The sequence below is a fragment of the Lysinibacillus sp. A1 genome (genome assembly GCF_000801965.1).
Taxonomy (GTDB): domain Bacteria; phylum Bacillota; class Bacilli; order Bacillales_A; family Planococcaceae; genus Lysinibacillus; species Lysinibacillus fusiformis.
In genome coordinates, this window is sequence record NZ_JSZM01000009.1 from 1 (window position 1) to 23,445 (window position 23,445).

Below are 23,445 nucleotides of genomic sequence, written 5' to 3' on the forward strand. Positions count from 1 at the left end.
TTTGTCCCAGCCTCTTTTTTGTTGGAGTGATGAGATAGGATTTGCAAAATGATAGATAGAATCAATGAAATGGGAGAAAACCTATAAAGTGACAGATAGAATCCACAAAATGGCGGATATATCTTACAAGGGTGAGGCAACGAAGCGGGATAAGCCACCAAAAGTGATGGATAAAAGCGTCGAAGAAGGAAATCCATAAAGTGACGGATACAACCCCAATATAACGAAAAAACCTTCCAATTGATAAAAACCAAAAATCAACGGACCTACCTTCAACAAACCTTCCACTCACGCATTCAAAACACATTATAAAACCGCGAAAATAAATCGTTTGGATTGGTAAAGCCATACATAGCGTTCTACTTTATGGATATGATATGATATAATGGCATTTTTCGTGTATAATAGCGAAAGACAAGAAGTTGGAAGGATGAAGTACAGATGACGAAACCAGTAGTAGCCATCGTAGGTCGTCCGAACGTAGGTAAGTCGACGATTTTTAACCGTATCGTTGGAGAGCGTGTGTCTATTGTGGAAGATATCCCAGGCGTAACACGTGATCGTATTTATAGTTCGGCAGAGTGGTTAACACACGATTTTAATATTATTGATACAGGTGGGATTGAAATTGGGGACGAGCCGTTTTTAGAGCAAATTCGTCAACAAGCTGAAATCGCCATTGAAGAAGCAGACGTTATTATTTTTATGACAAATGGTCGTGAAGGGGTAACGGCAGCCGATGAGCAAGTAGCTAAAATTTTATACAAAACTAAGAAACCCGTTGTACTAGCAGTCAATAAAATCGATAATCCTGATATGCGTGAAATGATTTATGATTTTTATGCATTGGGCTTCGGTGAGCCTTGGCCAATTTCTGGCTCTCACGGCTTAGGTTTAGGGGATTTATTAGATGAATGTGCGAAACATTTCCCGAAAGAGGATGAAGAGCAGTACGGAGATGATGTAATTAAATTCTCATTAATCGGTCGTCCGAATGTGGGGAAATCATCTTTAGTGAATGCTTTCTTAGGTCAAGATCGAGTAATTGTTAGTGATATTGCGGGTACGACACGCGATGCAATTGACACACCTTATGCGTATGAAGATCAGGAATATGTCATTATTGATACTGCCGGTATGCGTAAAAAAGGGAAAATTTATGAGACGACCGAAAAATATTCTGTTTTGCGTGCGTTACGTGCGATTGAACGTTCAGACGTTGTGTTAGTGGTACTGAATGCGGAAGAAGGTATTCAGGAGCAAGATAAGAAAATTGCTGGGTATGCACATGAAGCCGGAAAAGCAGTTGTGATTGTTGTCAATAAATGGGATGCTATCGAGAAAGACGAAAAAACGATGAATGTATTCACGCAGCAAATTCGTGAGCATTTCCTATTTTTAGACTATGCACCGATAATTTTCGTTTCGGCTAATACGAAACAGCGTGTGCATCAGATTTTACCGATTATCCAACGTGTTAGTGAGAATCATGCGATGCGTATTCAATCTTCTATTTTAAATGAAGTTATAGAAGATTCTGTAGCACGTAATCCTGCACCAACCGATAAAGGTCGCCGTTTACGTATTTACTACGCTACACAGGTTGCAATTAAGCCACCAACGTTTGTGGTATTTGTTAATGAACCTGAGCTTATGCACTTCTCTTATGAACGTTTCTTAGAAAATCGTATTCGTGAAACATTCGACTTTGAAGGAACGCCGATTCGTTTAATTACACGTGCTCGTGCTTAAAGTTATCGTCATACACATACAATACGCCAACCCGACACAATTGTTGGGTGGCGTCTTTTTACAAGAAAATAAAGTAGTGTAGACAACCCACAATAAGGGAGGATTTTTTTTATGGAAAAAGTTTGTGTGTTAGGGGCAGGCTCTTGGGGGTCTGCGCTGGCAATGGTACTGGCAGAAAATGGCCATGATACGCTTGTATGGACACATCGAGCTGAACAGGCAGAAGAAATCAACCGTATGCATACCAATAAAAAATATTTACCTGAAACGGTATTGCCAACAAATTTACATGCTACGAGTGATATTGCAAAGGCAGCAACACATGCTGAAACAATCGTTGTCGCTGTGCCGACAAAAGCAATTCGTGAGGTTTGTGAAAAATTGACGGCTGAATTAACTAAAAAAGTTTTATTTGTACATGTTTCAAAAGGAATTGAGCCTGACTCTTTAAAACGAATTTCTGAAATATTAGCAGAGAGTTTACCTGCTGAAAAAGTGGATGAAATTGTAGTGCTTTCAGGTCCTAGTCATGCTGAGGAAGTAGTCCTTCATCATCCTACAACGGTTACAGCTGCATGTGCGGACATAGATGCTGCTGAAAAAGTACAGGATTTATTTATGAATCAATTTTTCCGTGTTTATACAAATGACGATGTGATTGGAGTAGAAATTGGTGGGGCACTGAAAAATGTTATCGCTTTAGCTGCAGGCATTACTGATGGCTTGAATTACGGGGATAACGCGAAAGCCGCATTAATTACGCGAGGACTTGCGGAGATTACTCGTTTAGGTGTAAAAATGGGTGGTAATCCATTTACGTTCTCAGGGCTTACAGGCATGGGTGATTTGATTGTAACGTGTACAAGCGTTCACTCAAGAAACTGGCGAGCAGGTAATATGTTAGGGCAGGGCATGAAGTTACAAGAGGTTCTCGATCAAATGGGGATGGTTGTAGAGGGTGTACGTACGACAAAGGCTGCCTATCAATTAGCAGAAAAGTATGGTGTGGCAATGCCCATTTCCACAGAGCTTTATAGTGTACTCTTTAATGAGGTAGAGCCGAAAGTGGCAGTAGACGCACTTATGATGCGCATGAAGAAACGTGAAATTGACGAGATGAAGCATTAATATTATTTTTATGATTAAATTTGTCATGAAACGGACATAAATAAGGTGTCTCGGTGAATCTACTGAGACACCTTATTATGTGCTAGTAATTGAATAGTTAAAGCATTTTAAAAGGTTGTCCATTTCTTGATAGTTATGGGACAACTATTTCTTTTTAACAAAGACACATAGTATAATATACTTTGTTGTGTCTTGACATAGAAAGAAAGGTGGTTATTTGTAATGGGCCCGTTAGCTCATATGCCTGCTTTGGATGTAATGTGGGTATCGTTTTATTGTATAGGCTTTATGATAATATCAGTCGGCTTAATTTATTTAGCTCGTAACAAGATTTCGAATGTATTTTTACGAACAATCGTAAATTTATGTGCATACATACTGTTTGGACTCGGCACATTTTTAATGGTACTTATAGTTGCCACATGGCCAGCATAATAAATAACGAGGTGTTAGTAACATGAAAAAACTAGGTACTTTTCTGGTGGTAATTGCAACCGCCATATTGTTAGTCGGGTGTGCGTACCCAGAAGACGAGAAAAGGGCGAAGGTTACGCCTGATGTGGACCAACTAGCAGCTGTACAGCGTGCTGTTAATGAATACCGTGAAGCAACTGGTGGGCTAGTACCCATTAAAAATAGCGAATTAGATACAGATTTATATATCAAGTATTTAATTGATTTTGAAAAGCTTATGCCGAAGTATTTGTCGACGATCCCTGGAAATGCCTATGAAAAAGGCGGTATATATCAGTATATTATTTGGGATCCTGAGCATGAAGCGACCGTTAAACTAGTAGATTTAAACGCTGCAGAGCGCATTCGCGAAATAGGAATTCGGAAACTATCTACACAATATTTACCAATAACAGGTTCATCATCTGATAATGTGTACCAAATTAATTATAAGGATTTGGGCTATAAAACAGAGGTTACTGTGAAAAGTCCCTATTCGGGCGTCGAATTACCGCTCTTTATGACTGGTGACGGTGAATTGCATGTAGATTATTCCATTGATTTAGGACAACTTCTAAAAGAAGACAAGCCGGATGTCAAGCCTGGCGATGATATTCGCCAATTACTTGTCGATAAATTTCCTGTAGTACCTGCCTACTCTGTTCCGTATACAGTGGACGAGAAGGGTGAGCCAGTTTATGATATGGACACGTATAAGGCAGATGTTAAGAAGGCTCAAGAACGACAAAAACAAGAGGCAGAAGCCGCTAAGAAAAAAGAAGAATAATCAACAAGCTCCTTACATTTGTGAGGGGCTTTTTCATATTTGTCTACAGGCTCGCATATAGTGAAAAAGCGTAGATAAAGGAGGCAGAAACCTTGAGTGAAGCAGTATTTAGAGAAATTGCAGAGCGAACAAATGGCGATGTTTATATTGGTGTTGTCGGTCCAGTACGTGTAGGTAAATCAACATTTGTAAAAAAGGTAATGGAATCCGTCGTGTTACCAAACATTGTGGATGAAACAGAAAGAATGCGAGCACAGGATGAGTTGCCACAAAGTTCTCCGGGGCCAGTCATTATGACTGCTGAGCCGAAGTTTGTGCCTGCCCAAGCAACCCGTATTGTGGTCGGTGACGATGAAATGCCATTTCAAATTCGATTAGCAGATTGTGTGGGTTACATTATCGAAGGAACAAAAGGCTATGAAGATGAAAATGGTCCGAAATTTGTTCATACTCCTTGGCATACAGAGCCTATTCCGTTCCAGGAAGCAGCGAAAATAGGTACGGATAAAGTAATTCGCGATCATGCGAATATTGGAATTGTAGTAACAACTGATGGAACGGTTAACGGTATTAGTCGTCGAGCTGCTGAGAGGGCAGAAGAAGAGATTGTTGAGCAACTAAAGGAAATTGGCAAGCCTTTTGTCATTCTACTTAATTGCCAAATGCCAGCTAGAGAAGAAACTGTTCAACTGCGCAATGAGTTGTTTGAACGTTATAATGTTCCCGTTATCGCCATTTCAATTGATCAAATGAGAGAAACTGATATTCAGTATATTTTACAAGAGGCGTTATTTGAATTCCCAATCCGTACGATAGAGGTGGAGAAGCCAGATTGGTTAGATGTACTAGATGCCTCACATCCATTAAATGTTGCATTGATTGATTCGATGGAAGAAGTACTTTCTTCCGTTATGAAAATTAGAGATGTGCAACAAGCATCCGATGCTTTTAAAGCTATTGATTTTATTGATCAAAGTGAAGTAGTCCATGTAGATGCGGGTATTGGTACAGCTGTAATTCGTGTGTCCTTACAGGGTGAACTATATAAATCGGTTTGTAATGAGTGGTTAGAAGAACCGATTGAAACGAAAAAAGATTGGCTACTGTTTATTAAAGAAGCAGCAGAGGCAAAAGAAGCTCAAAAACGCTTTAAAAGTGCCATTCATGATGCGGATACGACAGGCTATGGCGTTACATTACCAATGATGCAGGAATTTGAGCCGACAGCCCCAGAATTAATTAAGCAAAATAATTTCTTTGGTGTACGAATGAAAGCGAAGGCGCCATCTTATCACATTATTCGTGTCGATATGGATTCAGAATTTGCCCCGTTAATCGGCTCTGAGTTCCATAGTCAGCAACTTTTAAAAGATTTGAACCATGCTTATTTACATGACCGTGATGCTCTATGGAATACACAACTTTTTGGCACACCATTACATGAAGTATTAAAAGAAGGTATTCGATATAAAATGGATGCAGTTCCAAATACAGCCAAAAAACGGATGCGTCAAACGATCGAACGTATGGTAAACGAAGGTGATCGAGGGTTAGTCACATTTATTTTATAGTGATAAAAAATAAAAATAAGTGTAAAAAATAGGAAAAGGGCTTTTCGTTTTTATGCGAAAAGTCCTTTTTTTTGATTTTTTGGGTGAAAAACTGATTTTTTGGTTATAATCATGAATGAATACAGTTGCGTAGCGGTTTTCTATGTGTTACTCTTTTTACAGAATTGGTTCATGACCCTTTGAGAGGAGGTGAATGGTGTGAATAAAACAGAATTAGTAAACTCTGTTGCTGAAGCTGCAGGTCTTTCTAAAAAAGACGCTTCTAAAGCAGTTGAAGCTGTATTTGATACAATTCAAGATGCTCTTGCAAAGGGTGACAAAGTACAATTAATTGGTTTTGGTAACTTCGAAGTACGTGAACGTGCGGCTCGTAAAGGTCGTAACCCACAAACTGGTAAAGAAATCGAAATCGCTGCTAGCAAGGTGCCTGCTTTCAAACCAGGTAAAGCGCTTAAAGACGCGGTAAAATAATACACGTCTAGTAGTTACATAGAGCAGTCTTCATGTGAACAACATGGAGACTGCTCTTTTTAACTTCAAGTTGACTATACATAATGATAATAAAAGCTAGATTTGCTAACTTGCAGCAATTTTTTTGTGAAACAAGTAAGTCATTTTGCGCTTACCTTTTGGATGTGCTACGATGCATAGGGAAATGTGTAATGTTTTGATACGCAGGAGGTTTTTTCGAATGTCGAATATAGATTTATTGAAAATAGAAGAAGCAGTAAAAATGATTTTAGAGGCGGTAGGTGAAGACGTAAATCGAGAAGGTTTATTAGATACACCAAAACGTGTCGCAAAAATGTATGCTGAGATGTTTAGTGGCTTACATGAAGATGCCAAAGACTATTTTAGAACAGTGTTCCACGAGGATCATGAAGAATTGGTCCTTGTTAAAGATATTCCTTTTTATTCGATGTGTGAGCATCATCTAGTTCCGTTCTATGGAAAAGCACATGTCGCTTACATACCAAATGACGGCATTGTTGCAGGACTAAGCAAATTAGGGCGTGCAGTAGAAACAATTGCTCGTCGACCACAGTTGCAAGAACGTATTACATCTTCAGTCGCTGATACCATTATGGAAATGTTGGCACCAAAAGGAGTGTATGTGGTGATTGAGGCTGAGCATATGTGTATGACTATGCGAGGGCTGAAAAAACCAGGCTCTAAGACAGTAACATCTGTAGCACGTGGTGTTTATGAGCAAGATGAAGTGAAGCGTAGAGAAGTTCTATCATTTATTCAAATGTCTTAAATTGCTTGTCTAATTATGTTATGATGAACTAAGAATTTGTCGGATTTAAGGAGTGTACAAGAATGTCACAAGATTATATTGTTATTCAAGCTGAAGAAGATGGTGTACATGTCATTGGTTTAACGCGTGGAACAGATACAAAGTTCCATCATTCTGAAAAATTAGATGCCGGCGAAGTTATGATTGCTCAATTTACAGAACACACTTCTGCGATGAAGATTCGAGGGAAAGCACAGATTCATACAGCACATGGTGTGATTCATAGCGAAGCAAAAAAATAATAAATAGACAAGATATGGTTTCATAATAGTTTTTATCCTGTGCCATTTAGGCACATATAAAAGAGTTAGATGTGAAAAACTAATTATATGGGCAGTAGCATTCCCTTTTCATGGGAAAGCTCTACTGCCTATCCTCTTGAAGAAAGCAAAATTTTTTTATTCCGCATCGTTGCGTATGCTATAATGACTCAGTAAGCAAACGTTAAGCCTTCAATAGGATTAACGTATTTGAAAGTGAAATGGAGTAAGGTCTATGAATGCAACATACATTCAAAATTCAATTGCCCAGTTAAAAACAGAGATTTTCATGGATGTTCGTCATAGAACTTTGCAAAAATACACAGGAATGCCTGTGTTAGATGAAAATCAATTGTTTTATTTGTTAGTCCCGTTTTTGAATGGTGAAGAGTGGCAACAAGAGCAACAAGAGGCTGCCATTACTGTTGGCATTGTGTATGCGGCATTGGCGGCACACGATCACATAAAAGAATTAGATGCTACTTCTAAAGAACAGCAGCTTACAGTATTAGCTGGGGATTTTTATAGTGGTCGTTATTACGAAATATTAGCGATGTCTGGAAATGTCGCATTGATACGAAATTTGTCACAAGGAATTGTGACACGATGTGAAAACCAGATAAAGGTGTATGAGACCGAACAAAGAACAATCGAGCAATGGTATGCTTCGATGTGCAATATTGAATCAGGATTAATTGCTCAGTTTTTCGAGCTTTATTCCTTTAGTGAATATATACCGTTGATGGAAAAAAGTTTATTGATCTTACGTTTAGAAAAAGAAATGGCAGCCTATCAACGTGGACAAACGTCCTTAATAGGTAAGGCACTTGAAGAAAGTGTTCAACGTCATGGTACTACTTTTAATAGCGTCATCAAGGAAAAAATAGTGCATTTAAAAATAGAGCTGTCGAAGATGGTGGAGAGTGCATCATTTTTACAAAGTGATGTGAAACGAGCTTTACATGCACATGTAGAGGCTTCTATTGCTTCTACTAACGGATAAGAGAGGTTTTTCAAAATGGCTAAAACGAAAGCAGAGCACGTTCACGAAGTATTTGAGAGTATCTCGGATAATTATGACAAAATGAACGGTGTTATTAGTTTCCAAATGCATATTGGTTGGCGTAACGATACGATGAAACACATGGCTGTCAAACCTGGGTCAAAGGCATTGGATGTTTGCTGTGGTACGGCAGATTGGACGATCGCATTGGCTGAGGCAGTTGGAGAAAGTGGAGAAGTAAAAGGACTCGACTTTAGTCAAAACATGCTTAAAGTTGGCGAAAAAAAAGTACAATCATACCCACAAATTGAACTGATTCATGGAAATGCTATGGAATTACCTTTCCCAGATGATACGTTTGATTATGTGACAATTGGCTTTGGTCTACGCAATGTACCAGATTATTTGCAAGTCTTAAAGGAAATGCACCGTGTCGTAAAACCAGGTGGAATGGTTGTTTGTTTAGAAACATCTCAATCTGAAATTCCTGGTTACCGTCAATTATTCCGTTTTTATTTTAAATTTATAATGCCGATATTTGGTAAAATATTTGCGAAAAGTTACAAGGAGTATTCTTGGCTTCAGGAATCTGCGAATGATTTCCCAGGTATGAAAAAGTTAGCGGCATTGTTTGAGCAGGCAGGATTAGAAAAAGTATCGTACAAAGCATACAGTGGCGGGGCTGCGGCAATGCATATAGGCTTTAAAAAGATACGTTAATGGGGGAAGGTTTTCACACGTGGAAAAGATGAAGTTAAAACTACTCTATTCCGATTTGAAATCAGATATCGATATCATTGAACGAGAGTTAGAAAATGCGGTGGACTCATCTTCATATTTGATCAACGATGCTTCTCTCCATTTATTACAAGCTGGTGGCAAACGTATACGACCAATTTTTGTATTACTAGGTGCAAAATTTGGTGAATATGACATTGAGAAGATGAAGGATGTTGCAGTCCCATTAGAGCTCATTCATATGGCATCACTTGTCCATGATGATGTTATTGATGATTCCAATATGCGAAGAGGACGCCCAACTGTCAAAGCGCAATGGAATAACCGAGTAGCAATGTACACGGGCGATTTTATTTTTGCACGTGCTCTCGAATATATTACAAAAATAGAAGACCCACTAGTTCATCAAATTTTAGCACGTACCATGGTTGAGATTTGTAACGGTGAAGTTATTCAAATTGAAGATAAATTTAGACTTGATCAAGGTTTAAAGGATTATTTTAGAAGAATCAAACGTAAAACAGCTCTACTTATTTCCTCTAGTTGTGAGTTAGGGGCTGTTGCGGCAGGCGTTGATGCTAAAACTGTACGTCATTTAAAACGCTTCGGCTACTTTGTGGGCATGAGCTTCCAAATTATCGACGATGTGTTAGATATTATGGCAACAGATAAGGAGCTAGGAAAGCCGGCAGGTAGTGATTTATTACAAGGCAATATTACCTTACCGATTCTCTTGTTAAAGGATGATCCGGAGATGCAACCATTCTTGGTAAAAGTATTTGCCGGTACATTAACAGAAGCCGAACGTCAAAATATGTTGCAGTATGTGCGTAAATCTCATGCAATTGAGCAAGCTAATCGTATGAGTGATAAATATTTGAAAAAGGCTTTACAAGAAATAGATGCTTTGCCAAAACATCCCGTAAAGAAAAAGCTACGTGATGTCGCATTGTTCATGGGTAAGCGCAAATTCTAGCTTTTTGTTGTACAAAGCCTCATTTTTTGTTAATATTTATCGGTAGGTGTAAAACCTGTTAGAAGAATTTAAGGAGTGTTTTAAACATGGCAATTGAACAAACTTTTTTAATGGTTAAGCCAGATGGCGTTGAGCGTCAAGTAGTTGGAGACATCGTTGATCGTTTCGAGCGTCGCGGTTTTGTAATGAAAGGTGCTAAATTAATGGTAATTTCAAAAGATTTAGCAGAAAAACACTATGCTGAACATGCTGAGCGTCCATTCTTTGGTGAACTAGTTGATTTCATCACTTCTGGTCCTGTATTCGCTATGGTATGGGAAGGCGAAAACGTAATTAAGCTTGCACGTACAATGATGGGTGCAACAAAACCTGAGGAATCTAACCCAGGTACAATCCGTGGTGACTATGCAACAACTGTTTCTCACAACATCATCCACGGTTCTGACTCTCTTGCTTCTGCAGAGCGCGAAATCGCTTTATTCTTCGGTGAAGATTTAGTTTAATTTGCGAATAGATTAGGCAATCTCAATACAATTGAGGTTGCTTTTTTTTTTCGCTTAAAAATGGAGATGGCTAGTAGGTTAGTGGTTATTTAGATGGGCCAGTCAACTTAGTGAATCATCTATTTCTATAACCATATAGAATTGTTAAAAACTTCTTGTTCATGTACAATAAATGCTATAATATTCTGATAATTAAGTGAGGAATATATTAATAGTCTTGTCAATAAACTGTGAAGGATGACGAGGAAAAGGGGCAATGGAGATGAGAGAAGTGGTGATTGTTGCGGCTGTGCGAACGGCTGTGGGGCGAAGTAAGGGAGTATTAAGTCATGTTCGGGCGGATGATATGGCAGCCGATGTGTTGCAGGAGGCTGTACAACGGGCAGGCATAAATAAGGAACAAGTGGATGATGTTATTTTAGGCTGTGTGACGCAAACTGCAGAGCAGGGAGGAAATATTGCGCGGACAGCCCTGTTAATGGCTGGATTTCCTGATAGTGTGCCAGGTGTGACCATTGATCGTCAATGTGGTTCAAGTCAGCAAGCCGTGCATTTCGCTGCACAAGCTATATTAGCGGGGGATATGGATATCGTAATTGCTGGCGGTGTGGAAAGTATGTCTAGGGTGCCTATGGGAACTAACATGAAAAATGCTCATTTAGGTAATCGCTTACAGGGAAATTATAATATTATACATCAGGGACTATCAGCAGAGAAAATAGCCGAAAAATGGTCCTTATCAAAAGAGCAGCTTAATAGTTATGCCTACGAGAGTCATCAGCGAGCACTAGCTGCCATTGAAGCAGGGTCTTTCAAAGACGAAATTCTACCTATTGAAGTCATTCAAGAAGATGGCACTGTCACAACAGTTGTTAAGGATGAGGGACCTCGTGCTGAAACTACAGTTGACATATTAAATGGTTTAAAAACTGTTTTTCAAGAGGATGGTGTCATTACGGCTGGTAATGCTAGTCAGATGAGTGATGGGGCATCAGCAGTAGTGGTGATGGCATTGGATAAGGCACAGGAACTTGGTATTCAGCCACTCGCTAAAATTATCACAAGAGTTGTTGTAGGTTCTGACCCGACATTGATGTTAACGGGACCAATCGAAGCAACTCGAAAGGCGTTAGAACGATCGGGCTTGAACATAGAGGATATTGATACGTATGAGGTCAATGAAGCCTTTGCACCTGTGCCACTTGTATGGTTGCAGGAAATTGGTGGGGACCCAAAGAAGCTCAATCCAGATGGCGGAGCAATTGCACTAGGACATCCATTAGGTGCTACCGGAACAAAATTGTTAACGACTTTGCTCTATCGCATGGAACGAGAAAATTACCGGTACGGCTTACTAGCTATTTGTGAAGGTATGGGGATGGCTAATGCTACGATCATTGAAAAAATGTAAAGGGGGTATGTGCAATGAGGAAGCATGCAGTAGTTGCAGTTGTAACAGGTGGGGCATCCGGTTTAGGAGAGGCAACTGTTCGTCACATCGTCGAACAAGGTGGCAAATCCATCATCTTTGATGTGAATGATGAACGTGGACAAGCTCTAGTAGAGGAATTAGGGGAAAATGCAATCTATGTACGAGTAGATGTTACGAAGGAGGAAGATGTAGCAACAGGTCTTGAGCAAGCCATAGCAGCATTTGGCCCTATAAATGTAGCGGTGAACTGTGCAGGAATTGCCGATGCGAACAAAGTAATTTCTAAGCGTGGAATTCATGCACTTAGTTTATTTGAAAAAATAATTACGGTTAATTTAATCGGTACATTCAATGTCATTCGTCTAGTAGCTGAGAAAATGCAGCGTAATGAGCCGAACGAGGATGGACAGCGCGGCGTTATTATTAATACGGCATCCATAGCAGCATTTGACGGACAAATTGGACAGGCTGCCTATAGTGCGTCAAAGGGTGGCGTAGCAGCCATGACCTTACCAATTGCACGCGAGCTTGCTGAGTATGGTGTGCGTGTGATGACTATTGCACCTGGTTTAGTTGAAACACCTATGTTTGCATCTTTACCAGAGCCTGCAAGGACAGCTCTTGCACAAATGACGCCATTCCCTAAACGACTTGGTAAGCCATCCGAATATGCACTTCTGGTAGAAAGCATTATCCAAAATGGTTTGTTAAATGGTGAGGTCATTCGTTTGGATGGAGCCATTCGGATGCAGCCTAAGTAAATCTTTTTAATTGTAGCAGCAGTCAGCCTCGGTTGTTTCAAAAATTTGTCAGCGAAGGGGAGCGGTAACATGCATATGATGGATACGCCTTTAATATTAACAAGTTTTTTGAATCGAGCAGAACGATTTTTTCAGTCAAAGAAAATATATTCGCGAACAAGCGCTACAACTATTCATGAATTTACGTATAAAGAGTATGTCAAACGAACTCGTCAATTAGCGGATGCTCTTACAAAATTAGGTATGCAGCAGGGCACGAAGGTTGGGACATTTGCTTGGAATCATCATCGTCATTTGGAAGCCTATTTTGCTGTACCATGTGCAGGAGCAGTTCTGCATATGATCAATATTCGACTGGCACCAGAGCATATTGTCTATGTTATTAATCATGCGGAGGATGAAATATTATTAATTGACGACAATTTAGTACCCCTTATCGCACCATTTGTTTCACAGTTAAAAACGGTTAAACACATTATTATTATGGGGGATGCTGTGGCACTAGAATCTATCCCCATTCCAAATGCTTTATCCTATGAAGCACTAATTGCAGATGCCAATGAGCATTTCACATTTCCAGAAGATTTAGATGAAAATACACCTGCTGGCATGTGTTATACGAGTGCAACGACTGGTATGCCGAAGGGCGTAGTTTATACACATCGCAGTATTGTCCTTCACAGTTTAACCGCTGGGCTTGCAGATAGTATTGCCATTTGTGAGTCGGATGTTGTACTACCTGTTGTACCAATGTTTCATGCCAATGCGTGGGGCTTCCCCTTTGCTAGTATAGCCTTTGGTGCCACTCAGGTATTACCAGGGCCTATGTTTACGCCTCAGCTTTTACTTGAGCTTTTTGACGTGTACAAAGTAACCTTGACGGCAGGCGTACCTACCATTTGGCTCGGTGTTTTACAGGAGCAACGTCTACACCCTCGTGACCTATCGTCAATGCGATTAATTGTTTGTGGCGGATCTGCCTCACCAATTGGTCTTGTAAGGGGCTTCGAGGAGGAGCTGAAGATTCCTTATATGACTGGGTATGGGATGACGGAGACCTCTCCACTTGTAAGCTTATCAACGTATTTAACCCATATGCAGGACTACACGGCTGATGAAAAAATGCATGTTCGCATTACCCAAGGGATGACCATGCCCCTTCTTGAAACTCGTGTTGTTAATGAAAATGGCGAGGTCCCATGGGATGGCGAAACAATGGGAGAGCTAACGATACGAGGTCCATGGATCGCAAATGAGTACTATCAAGATGAGCGTACAGATGAAGCCTTTAAGGATGGTTGGCTTTATACAGGGGATATTGCGGTAATGACGCCGGATGGCTATATAAAAATTACCGATCGTACAAAAGATTTAATTAAGAGCGGTGGTGAATGGATTTCGTCAGTTGAGTTAGAAAATGCCTTAATGTCTCATCCAAAAGTCTTTGAAGCAGCTGTGATTGCTATCCCACATGAAAAATGGCTGGAACGTCCCTTAGCATGTGTAGTACCAAAGCCAGAATATAAGGATTCCATTTCTAAAGAGGAGCTCATCGAAAATTTACAAGCGCAATTCCATAAAACATGGATTCCAGATGATATTGTTTTCATTCAGGAAGTACCAAAAACATCTGTAGGTAAATTTTTGAAGGCGAAATTACGAGAAGATTTAAAAGACTACCGTGTACAAGTTTAGTCAATTAGCTAGAATGAAGGTAGTGAAAAGCTACCTTCTTTTTTTAATTGAAATAAATTCCTGAAAAGTGAAACTATTTTTTCCATTTTGCCGTATAATTTGAATAACGAAAGGAAGTGGACGTATTGTCAATTGCCATTGTAGCGATTATTGGTGGGGTTATTATTTCTTTAGCTGGGATTTTTACAGATTCTCGAACGAGACAGCAAAAAATTAAATTAAAGGCTATCGAAAAAGAAGTGGAATTAGAAAAACTTCGATTAGAAACCTATACGATTGAAACGGAAAAAATGCGCCTTGAATTAGAACAGTCGAAGGTGCTACTATTAGAGGAAAAACAAAACTCAAGCAAGTAGATGGGTATACATGAGAAAGACTATTTCAGGATTGTCTCTTTTCCGCTATAATGGAACTACGACGCTAGAGGGGAAGATGACCATATGTCTGATTATGAACAGTTTATAGAAGGTATCAAGCGCAAAACAGGAATAGATTTAGCGTTATATAAAGAAGCGCAAATGAAAAGACGATTAACCTCACTTTATGAAAAAAAAGGTTATCGAAATTTTGTTGACTTTCTAAAGGCACTTGAACAAGATCGTGATTTAATGAATGAGTTTTTAGATCGTATGACGATTAATGTTTCTGAATTTTATCGTAATGGAAAACGTTGGGACGTATTGCAAAAGAAAATATTACCGAAGCTATTACAAACAAATAAGCGTTTAAAAATTTGGAGTGCTGCTTGTTCAACAGGAGAAGAGCCGTATTCATTAGTAATGGTCTTATCTCAATTAGTGCCTTTATCTCAAATTCAAATTATTGCTACAGATTTAGATGAAAATGTCATTCAAAAAGCGAAATTAGGTGTCTATCCAGAACGCTCATTAGCAGAAGTGCCAAATGAAATTAAAGCTAAATATTTTGAACAAGAGGGCTCCTACTACCGCGTGAAGGATGAGATTAAGCGTTGTGTGACCTTTAAAAAACAAAATTTGCTAAATGATACCTATGATAGCAATTATGATTTAATAGTTTGCCGCAATGTAATGATCTATTTCACGGAAGAAGCCAAAGATCAAATTTATAACGATTTTAGTAAAGCCTTACGCAAGGATGGCATACTATTTGTAGGATCGACAGAGCAAATTTTTAATCCATCTCGTTACGAATTTGAAGTAGAGGATACATTCTTCTATCGAAAAAACAGTTAATAATATGAATGAAAAGCTTTGTACAAATGAATGGTTTCATCATGTACATATAGTAACTAAAGCATTAACATAGATAATTCGTACGCTTTTCGCTTATCCTAAGCAAAGGCGTATTTTTTATAAATTTTAGCACTTCACTTCAGTAGTGTAGTAAGGTTTTATGCAAGTCGTTCAGAATATTCGCATTTAGGTTATGTAAATAGAATGAACTTAAAAGACATTTGCAAAAGGACTGTTTTTTTAAAGAATATATGTTATAGTGAAAAATACATACTTTAGCGAGTTGAAGGGAGAAAGCGTTTATGCGTTACTTAACAGCGGGTGAGTCACACGGCCCCCAACTAACAACTATTATTGAAGGTTTACCGTCACTCTTACCCATTACAGCAGAAAAAATTAATCACGATTTAAAACGACGTCAAGGAGGTCATGGACGTGGACGACGCATGCAAATCGAAACAGATACAGTAGAAATTGTCGCTGGCGTTCGTCATGGACAAACACTTGGATCACCTGTCGCACTAGTTGTAACCAATGATGATTGGAAGCATTGGACAAAAATTATGGGTGCTGAGCCATTAGCAGAAGATGTGAATCCTGAGGATATCAAACGTCAAATTTCACGACCTCGTCCAGGTCATGCGGATTTAGTTGGTGGTATGAAATACGGACACCGTGATTTACGAAATGTATTAGAGCGTTCTTCAGCTCGTGAAACAACTGTACGTGTAGCGGTTGGCTCAGTGGCGAAGGCTTTATTAAATGAATTAGGTATTTCCATTGTCGCACATGTTACGGAGATTGTTGGAATTAAGGCTGATACATCCTTAGTGGCAGGGAAAACAGTCGATGAAATTCGTGCCATCGTAGAAGCGGATCCTTGCTATTGTGTAGATCCTGTCGCCTCTGCCAAGATGGTAGAAGCGATTGATGAAGCAAAAAAAGCTGGCGATTCTATCGGCGGTGTTGTGGAAGTCATTGTGGAAGGTATGCCAGCAGGTGTAGGGTCTTATGTACACTATGATCGTAAGCTTGATGCTAAGTTGGCTGCGGCAATGCTATCTATCAATGCATTTAAAGGTGTTGAGTTTGGACTTGGTTTCGAGATGGCACGTCGTAAAGGCTCAGAAGTTCATGATGAAATTATTTGGACTGAAGAAGAAGGCTATACACGTGCGACTAATCGACTTGGTGGCTTAGAGGGTGGCATGTCTACTGGTATGCCAATTGTTGTACGCGGTGTAATGAAGCCAATTCCTACATTATATAAACCATTACAAAGTGTGGATATCGAAACAAAAGAGCCATTTAAAGCGAGTGTTGAGCGTTCTGACAGCTGTGCGGTACCAGCAGCATCAGTAGTAGCTGAGCATGTTATTGCCTGGGAAATAGCGAATGTTATTTTGGAGCAATTCCATAGTGATCAATTACCACAACTAAAAGCTCAAATTGATGAACATCGTCAATATACGAAGGGGTTCTGATTTATGCGTGTTCCAGTTGCAACAAAATCACATCATTATGAGGTTGTACTTGGCCATCGATTTCTAACTAAAGCTATTCAAACATTTGCGGTTCAGCTAAAAAAAGCAGATAAACTGTTTGTCTTTACAGATGCTCATGTATGGGAGGCACAGGGAGCCTATTTCAAGGCAAATTTCCCATATGATTTTGAAATGTTTATTTTGCCTGGTGGCGAAGCATGCAAAACCTTTGAGCAATATAATGCAGCTCAAACTTTTTTACTAGAGCAAAAATGCTCGCGGAAATCATTTATTTTTGCTTTTGGTGGCGGGGCTGTTGGAGATTTAACGGGGTTTGTTGCAGCAACCTATATGCGTGGAGTTCCATTTATTCAAATTCCAACAACTATTTTGGCGCATGATTCAGCAGTAGGTGGGAAGACCGCTATTAACCATCCATTAGGAAAGAATATGATTGGCGCATTTTATCAGCCAGAAGGTGTTATTTACGATACAGTTTTCTCTGAAACCCTACCTGTACGCGAAATCCGCTCAGGAACAGCTGAGTTAATCAAACATGCGATGATTTCTGATCCAGCATGGTTAGAGGAATTAATGGCAGCAGATTCCGTTATCCATTTTAATCAGCAGGAATTAGCGAGCCAGTTAAAAAAAGGGATTGAGGTTAAAGCAAAAATTGTAGCCGAGGATGAAACAGAGCAATCTGTTCGAAAGTTTTTAAACTTGGGCCATACATATGGACATGCGATTGAAGCGGCTGCAGGCTACGGCAAAGTAGCTCATGGTGAGGCCGTCATGATTGGCCTTGTGTATTGCTTATTATTGAGTGAACGATATGGGGAGCTAGACCGTTCGTTTACCAAAGCGTTTTTACAATTTGCAGTTAAAAATGGCTATCCTTTTGAGGCTGTTAATGATTATACATTTGAACAATTAACAAGCTATTTAATGAAAGATAAAAAAACGGAGTATGGCATTCTACAATTTGTTTTATTGGAAAAAATAGGTAAACCATTTGTGCGGGCAATTGATTTAGAAGAATGCCAAGAAGTAGATGCCGAATATAGACAGTTATTAGCGGAGGTGCTTGTATGATTCGTGGACTTAGAGGGGCAATTACAATTGAATCTGACAAGCCAGAGCTTGTATGGGATGAGACAGCAAGATTAGTGCGTGAGGTTGTGGCAGCAAATAATGTAGAAATAGATGACATTGCTTCCATTTTGATTTCTACTACGCCGGATATTACCTCAGCATTTCCTGCTCGTGCAGTACGCTTAATGGAAGGGTGGCAATATGTTCCAGTAATGTGTACGCATGAAATGGATGTGCCGAATGCACTACCATTATGTATTCGAGTATTAATTCATGCAAATGTAGAGGTAGCACAAAAAGACGTGAAGCACTTGTATCTCAATGATGCAGTGAAATTAAGACCAGATTTAGCACAAGCTAAATAAGTAGAGGAGATGTTTTAGATGAAGTGGAAACAACAATTGGACGGTATGCAAGCGTATAAACCAGGAAAACCAATTGAAGAAGTGCAACGTGAATATGGCTTAAAAGAAGTGATTAAATTGGCATCAAATGAAAATCCATTTGGATGCTCACCTAAGGTGACAGCATATTTACAAAATAATGCAGTGAATCATGCCCTTTATCCAGATGGCTATGCACAAAATTTACGTACAGCTGTTGCAAATCATCTAGGCGTTCAAGAGACACAGCTTCTGTTTGGTAACGGCTCTGACGATATCATTGCTATTATTACTCGTGCATTGTTGTATCCAGGGGTAAATACTATCATGGCTGATCTATCATTCTCCCAATACTGGCATAATGCTGAAATTGAAGGTGCTGAAATTCGTAAAATTGCTTGTGTAGATGGTGCACATGATCTAGATGCATTGGCGGCTGCAATTGATGATCGAACAGCTGTCGTATGGGTATGTAGTCCGAATAATCCTACTGGTGTTGTAATTCCAGATACGGCTTTACGTGCCTTCCTTGCCAAGGTACCAAATGATGTACTTGTCGTATTAGATGAAGCGTACATTGAATACGTGACGCATCCTGAACATAAGGATACGCTACCAATCATCGATCAATATCCAAATGTTCTTTTATTACGTACATTCTCTAAAGCATATGGTTTGGCATCGTTCCGAGTTGGCTATGCGATTGGACAGCCAACTGTCATTGAAAAGCTTGATCCGGTCAGAGGTCCGTTTAATAATACGAGTTTAAGCCAAGCTGTAGCTGCTATTGCACTAAGTGATCAGGAATATATAGAAGCATGTCGTGAAGCAAATGAAAATGGTAAAAAGCAATATGTTGAATTCTGTGAAAAACATAATCTAAAATTCTTCCCATCTGATACGAACTTTATTTTCTTTGATACAAAGGCTGATAGTGATGTCATTTTCCAAGAGCTTATGAAAAAGGGCTTTATTGTGCGCAGTGGTAATGCTTTAGGATTACCAGGATTTATCCGTGTTACAATCGGTACCGAAGCCCAAAATGCAGCATTGCTAGTTCAACTTGACAATGTATTAAAAGAGCAAGGAGTATTTGCATGACACGCAATGTGCTCGTAATTGGGCTGGGATTAATTGGTGGCTCCATTGCCCTTGCTTTACAGAAGGCACCAGACACAAAGATTTTTGGCTATGACATGGATGCTCAAACGCGTGAGCATGCGCAAGCTTTAAATATTGTACATGACACTGTGACGGATCCACAGGTAATTGCAGGTGATGTCGATATCATTATTTTCGGTACACCAGTTAATGCAACGCTTGAATGGATGGAGCAATTAAAATCATGGCCATTAAAAAATAAAGTCATCGTAACAGATACAGGAAGTACAAAAAAATTAATTATGCAAAAAGCTGGGGAATTACGTGAACTTGGCATTACGTTTATTGGTGGACATCCTATGGCAGGTTCACATAAAAGTGGCGTATTAGCTGCAAAGGCGCATCTTTTTGAAAATGCATACTATATGCTTACACCGCTTGCTGGTGAAGAAATTGTTCATATGGCACAGCTGGAAAGCCTATTAAAATTCACGCATGCAAAAGTGGTGAGTGTTTCTGCAAATGAGCATGACCATATGACAGCTGTGGTGAGTCATTTCCCACATGTCATTGCAGCTTCCCTTGTGCATCAATTAGGAGGGGAGAATGGGGAATACCCTATGACTCGCTCCCTTGCCGCGGGTGGTTTCCGTGATGTCACGCGTATAGCTTCTTCCAACCCGGTTTTATGGCGAGATATCACTTTACAAAATCGTGATGAGCTACTGACTCAGCTAGAAGGCTGGGAAAAAGAAATGGGCCGTATTAAGGAATTGCTGACGAATGGGACTTCTCGGGATATTGAAGACTATTTTTCTATTGCCAAAGAACTGAGAGATGAATTACCAATTAGCGCAGGAGCTATGTATACAGCGTTTGACTTATACGTCGATGTTCCAGACTATCCAGGTGTCATTTCCGAGGTAACAGGTTTGCTGGCTGATGAGGCAATAAGTATTACGAATTTAAGAATTGTCGAGTCAAGAGAGGATGTTTTCGGTATTTTGGTCATTAGTTTCCAAAGCGAAAATGACCGTGAACGTGCTGCAGCATGTATTCAAAAACGTGCCAATTTTGAAACGTATATTTCATAGAAAAGAAAGCGTCGGCTTTACGGCGCTTTCTGTCTTCATATTGGAGGGGAAAATGAATGAGTGAAAAAGTTTTACAATACAATAAGCCATCTATACAGGGATCACTAACTGTTCCAGGCGATAAATCGGTCTCACACCGTTCTGTGATGTTTGGTTCCATTGCTACTGGGACAACAACAGTAGAAGGTTTTTTACTTGGGGAAGATTGTTTAAGTACCATTGATTGCTTCCAGAAGCTTGGTGTGCATATTGAGGTGGAAGGAACGAATGTAACGATAGAAAGTCCAGGGATGAATAACTGGCAGGAGCCTAAAGAGGTGTTGTATACAGGTAACTCTGGTACAACTACGCGTTTAATGCTTGGAATTTTAGCAGGCTCGACAGTTCATTCAGTCATGACAGGGGATGCATCAATTGGCAAGCGACCAATGCGACGCGTCATTGATCCACTGCGTCTAATGGGAGCCCATATTACGGGACGTGCAAACGGTCAATATACACCGTTAGCCATTCAAGGTACAAAACTACAGGCCATTGATTACAAAATGCCAGTAGCTAGTGCTCAAGTTAAATCCGCTATATTACTTGCAGGCTTGCGTGCTGAGGGTACAACGATTGTTCGAGAAACAGAAGTGTCAAGAGATCATACTGAACGAATGCTGCGTCAATTTGGTGCCGACGTCGAAGTGAAGGATGGAGTCGTTTCATTAGAGGGTGGACAAACATTAAGTGGGACCCATGTTTCTGTACCAGGGGACATCTCGTCAGCGGCCTTTTTCTTAGTGGCAGGGGCAATTTGCAATACTAGTCAATTAACTCTTGAAAATGTTGGCGTTAATCCAACGCGTGATGGAATTATCGAGGTTCTTTCAAAAATGGGCGCAACGATGACAGTGATTCCAAACGATGATCGTCAAGCTGAACCGACAGCGACCATTCAAATTCAAACGTCTACTTTATCTGGTACAACAATCGAGGGAGAGTTGATTCCTCGTTTAATTGATGAAATACCAATCCTTGCTTTACTTGCTACACAGGCACACGGTCAAACGATTATTAAAGATGCCGAAGAACTAAAAGTAAAGGAAACAGATCGTATTACAGCGGTTGTAGCAGAATTAAAAAAGCTGGGTGCTAACATCGAAGCAACAAATGATGGTATGATTATTAAAGGGCCAACACCATTGAAGGGTGCAAGTCTCAAAACATATGGCGATCATCGAATTGGCATGATGGGTGCTGTGGCTGCTTTAATTACCGAAGGCTCAGTCACTTTAGATGATGCACAGTGTATTGCTGTATCGTATCCATCATTCTTTGAACATATTGAGGCAGTAAGGTAACAATTGAAGATGGACTCTCCAAGTTTTTGGGGAGTTTTTTCTTGTTTCGGTGGTAAATGTTTTGTAGCATAAAGGTATCAAAGAAAGAATAGGTGAATGACTGTGAACAATGCGATGACTGAAATGATGCAAGCACTTGAACAGGGAGACTTAGCATTAATAGATCAGCTACTTGAAACATTTTTAGTGAAGGAGCTACCCGAGGAAATTTACGCACTTGCAGAAATTTTTATGCAATATGGGTACATGAAAGAAGCTGACCGCGTTCTGGAGCATTTACAATTTTTATTCCCAGAAGAGGCACAGTTAAAAATAGATCGTGCAAATGTTTTAATGGAGCTTGGTGATGAAGATGAAGCATTAAATTTATTGCTTGAAATTGAAGAAGCATCACCAGAATATCCTCAAGCATTATTAGTTTTAGCTGATTATTATCAGATGCAGGGGTTATTTGAAGTAGCTGAAATACGTATAAATGAAGCACTAGCAATTTTACCAGACGAGCCATTACTGCATTTTGCCAAAGCCGAGCTGTTATTTGAAACAGGTCGTTTTTTAGAAGCTGCAAGATTGTATGAAGAATTATATGAACAACAAGCTGAATTTGCTGGTATTCATCTTGTGGAGCGATTGGCGGAGGTTTATCGTGCCGGGGCTGCCTACGAAACGGCATTGGATTACTATTTAAAGGCGCTTGAGGATGAGGTAAAACCAGATATTTTATTTGGTGCTGCATATTCAGCCTTCCAATCCCAAAAATACGAGATGGCTATTAAACAATTAGAGGAATTGAAAGAGTTAGATCCTGATTACTTCTCAGCTTACCTATTGCTAGCAGAAAGCTATGCGATGACAGAGGAAAATCAAAAAGCCTATGCGGCAATCCAAGAGGGATTAAAACGCGATGAATATGATAAAACACTCTATTTATTTGCTGGGAAAATGGCATTGAAAAATAGTTTGCCAGTAGATGCAGAGCAATATTTACGAGAAGCAATAGCGTTAGATCCTGAATATATGGAAGCCGTATTAGCACTAATTTCTGTGTTAGGTCAACAAGAACGGAATGAAGATGTTATCGAATTATTTGAGACTCTACAGCAAAATGATTTTGAATGGAGCACATTATACCCATTTGCGGCGGAGGCATATGAAAATTTAGAATTGTACGACCGTGCATACGAATTTTACCGTTTGGCATATAATGATTTTAAGGAAGACGCAACATTTTTAGAAAAATATGTGTACTTTTTATTAGAGGAAGGAAAACGTTCAGAGGCGAAAGTGGTTCTTGAACAATTAATGAACATTCAACCAGGTGAACCAGAATGGCAAGAGAAGTTAGAAGCCTTAGAATTTGAGTAAAGGAGGG

At 39.6% G+C, this 23,445-nt stretch carries 24 protein-coding genes; all 24 read left to right on the forward strand.

Annotation, left to right across the window (positions count from 1 at the left end; all coding sequences use genetic code 11):
- Positions 1-441 precede the first annotated feature (441 nt).
- The 24 genes from der (at position 442) to PI85_RS06455 (ending at position 23,438) form a co-directional block, all read left to right on the forward strand.
- Entirely contained in the window at positions 442-1,752 is a 1,311-nt protein-coding gene (gene der / locus PI85_RS06340; RefSeq protein ID WP_036124566.1) for a ribosome biogenesis GTPase Der, read from the forward strand.
- Positions 1,753-1,863: 111 nt separating this feature from the next.
- The gene (locus PI85_RS06345) at positions 1,864-2,880 is read left to right on the forward strand and encodes an NAD(P)H-dependent glycerol-3-phosphate dehydrogenase (RefSeq protein WP_036124568.1); all 1,017 of its coding nucleotides are present in this window, start codon (positions 1,864-1,866) and stop codon (positions 2,878-2,880) included.
- Between the two features lie 222 nt (positions 2,881-3,102).
- A complete protein-coding gene (locus tag PI85_RS06350) occupies positions 3,103-3,315 on the forward strand; it encodes a DUF2768 domain-containing protein (protein ID WP_008180416.1) in 213 nt (70 codons plus the stop codon).
- 22 nt (positions 3,316-3,337) lie between these two features.
- Positions 3,338-4,120: a hypothetical protein gene (locus PI85_RS06355; RefSeq protein WP_036124570.1), complete on the forward strand. Its 783-nt coding sequence runs from the start codon at positions 3,338-3,340 to the stop codon at positions 4,118-4,120.
- Positions 4,121-4,212: 92 nt separating this feature from the next.
- On the forward strand, positions 4,213-5,691 hold the full coding sequence (gene spoIVA / locus PI85_RS06360) for a stage IV sporulation protein A (protein WP_036124572.1): 1,479 nt from the start codon (positions 4,213-4,215) through the stop codon (positions 5,689-5,691).
- A gap of 198 nt (positions 5,692-5,889) precedes the next feature.
- Complete coding sequence (locus PI85_RS06365) at positions 5,890-6,162, forward strand: HU family DNA-binding protein (RefSeq protein WP_004232618.1); 273 nt, start codon at positions 5,890-5,892, stop codon at positions 6,160-6,162.
- Positions 6,163-6,382: 220 nt separating this feature from the next.
- Positions 6,383-6,952: a GTP cyclohydrolase I FolE gene (gene folE, locus PI85_RS06370; RefSeq protein WP_008180410.1), complete on the forward strand. Its 570-nt coding sequence runs from the start codon at positions 6,383-6,385 to the stop codon at positions 6,950-6,952.
- A gap of 62 nt (positions 6,953-7,014) precedes the next feature.
- Entirely contained in the window at positions 7,015-7,233 is a 219-nt protein-coding gene (gene mtrB / locus PI85_RS06375) for a trp RNA-binding attenuation protein MtrB (RefSeq protein ID WP_008180408.1), read from the forward strand.
- A 253-nt stretch (positions 7,234-7,486) separates the two neighbouring features.
- On the forward strand, positions 7,487-8,254 hold the full coding sequence (locus PI85_RS06380; RefSeq protein ID WP_036124575.1) for a heptaprenyl diphosphate synthase component 1: 768 nt from the start codon (positions 7,487-7,489) through the stop codon (positions 8,252-8,254).
- Positions 8,255-8,269: 15 nt separating this feature from the next.
- Complete coding sequence (locus PI85_RS06385; protein ID WP_036124577.1) at positions 8,270-8,974, forward strand: demethylmenaquinone methyltransferase; 705 nt, start codon at positions 8,270-8,272, stop codon at positions 8,972-8,974.
- 19 nt (positions 8,975-8,993) lie between these two features.
- Positions 8,994-9,968, forward strand: coding sequence for a heptaprenyl diphosphate synthase component II (gene hepT, locus PI85_RS06390; RefSeq protein ID WP_036124578.1), 975 nt, complete (start codon positions 8,994-8,996; stop codon positions 9,966-9,968).
- A gap of 86 nt (positions 9,969-10,054) precedes the next feature.
- Positions 10,055-10,471 (forward strand): nucleoside-diphosphate kinase, encoded by a 417-nt coding sequence (gene ndk / locus PI85_RS06395; protein WP_008180402.1) that lies wholly within the window; start codon positions 10,055-10,057, stop codon positions 10,469-10,471.
- Between the two features lie 262 nt (positions 10,472-10,733).
- A complete protein-coding gene (locus PI85_RS06400) occupies positions 10,734-11,882 on the forward strand; it encodes a thiolase family protein (protein ID WP_036124580.1) in 1,149 nt (382 codons plus the stop codon).
- 14 nt (positions 11,883-11,896) lie between these two features.
- Complete coding sequence (locus PI85_RS06405; protein WP_036124582.1) at positions 11,897-12,664, forward strand: 3-hydroxyacyl-CoA dehydrogenase; 768 nt, start codon at positions 11,897-11,899, stop codon at positions 12,662-12,664.
- Between the two features lie 69 nt (positions 12,665-12,733).
- A complete protein-coding gene (locus PI85_RS06410; protein ID WP_036124584.1) occupies positions 12,734-14,359 on the forward strand; it encodes a long-chain fatty acid--CoA ligase in 1,626 nt (541 codons plus the stop codon).
- A gap of 125 nt (positions 14,360-14,484) precedes the next feature.
- A complete protein-coding gene (locus tag PI85_RS06415) occupies positions 14,485-14,715 on the forward strand; it encodes a hypothetical protein (protein WP_008180398.1) in 231 nt (76 codons plus the stop codon).
- 84 nt (positions 14,716-14,799) lie between these two features.
- On the forward strand, positions 14,800-15,573 hold the full coding sequence (locus PI85_RS06420) for a protein-glutamate O-methyltransferase CheR (RefSeq protein ID WP_036124586.1): 774 nt from the start codon (positions 14,800-14,802) through the stop codon (positions 15,571-15,573).
- Between the two features lie 302 nt (positions 15,574-15,875).
- On the forward strand, positions 15,876-17,057 hold the full coding sequence (aroC, locus tag PI85_RS06425) for a chorismate synthase (RefSeq protein ID WP_036124588.1): 1,182 nt from the start codon (positions 15,876-15,878) through the stop codon (positions 17,055-17,057).
- 3 nt (positions 17,058-17,060) lie between these two features.
- The gene (aroB, locus tag PI85_RS06430; protein ID WP_036124590.1) at positions 17,061-18,152 is read left to right on the forward strand and encodes a 3-dehydroquinate synthase; all 1,092 of its coding nucleotides are present in this window, start codon (positions 17,061-17,063) and stop codon (positions 18,150-18,152) included.
- Positions 18,149-18,517: a chorismate mutase gene (gene aroH, locus PI85_RS06435; protein WP_008180391.1), complete on the forward strand. Its 369-nt coding sequence runs from the start codon at positions 18,149-18,151 to the stop codon at positions 18,515-18,517. The genes aroB and aroH overlap by 4 nt, the downstream gene beginning before the upstream one ends.
- A gap of 18 nt (positions 18,518-18,535) precedes the next feature.
- On the forward strand, positions 18,536-19,636 hold the full coding sequence (gene hisC, locus PI85_RS06440) for a histidinol-phosphate transaminase (RefSeq protein WP_036124591.1): 1,101 nt from the start codon (positions 18,536-18,538) through the stop codon (positions 19,634-19,636).
- Positions 19,633-20,730, forward strand: coding sequence for a prephenate dehydrogenase (locus PI85_RS06445; RefSeq protein WP_036124593.1), 1,098 nt, complete (start codon positions 19,633-19,635; stop codon positions 20,728-20,730). The genes hisC and PI85_RS06445 overlap by 4 nt, the downstream gene beginning before the upstream one ends.
- Before the next feature lie 56 nt (positions 20,731-20,786).
- Positions 20,787-22,073, forward strand: coding sequence for a 3-phosphoshikimate 1-carboxyvinyltransferase (gene aroA, locus PI85_RS06450; protein WP_036124595.1), 1,287 nt, complete (start codon positions 20,787-20,789; stop codon positions 22,071-22,073).
- A gap of 96 nt (positions 22,074-22,169) precedes the next feature.
- Positions 22,170-23,438, forward strand: coding sequence for a tetratricopeptide repeat protein (locus tag PI85_RS06455; protein WP_080709379.1), 1,269 nt, complete (start codon positions 22,170-22,172; stop codon positions 23,436-23,438).
- Positions 23,439-23,445 lie beyond the last annotated feature (7 nt).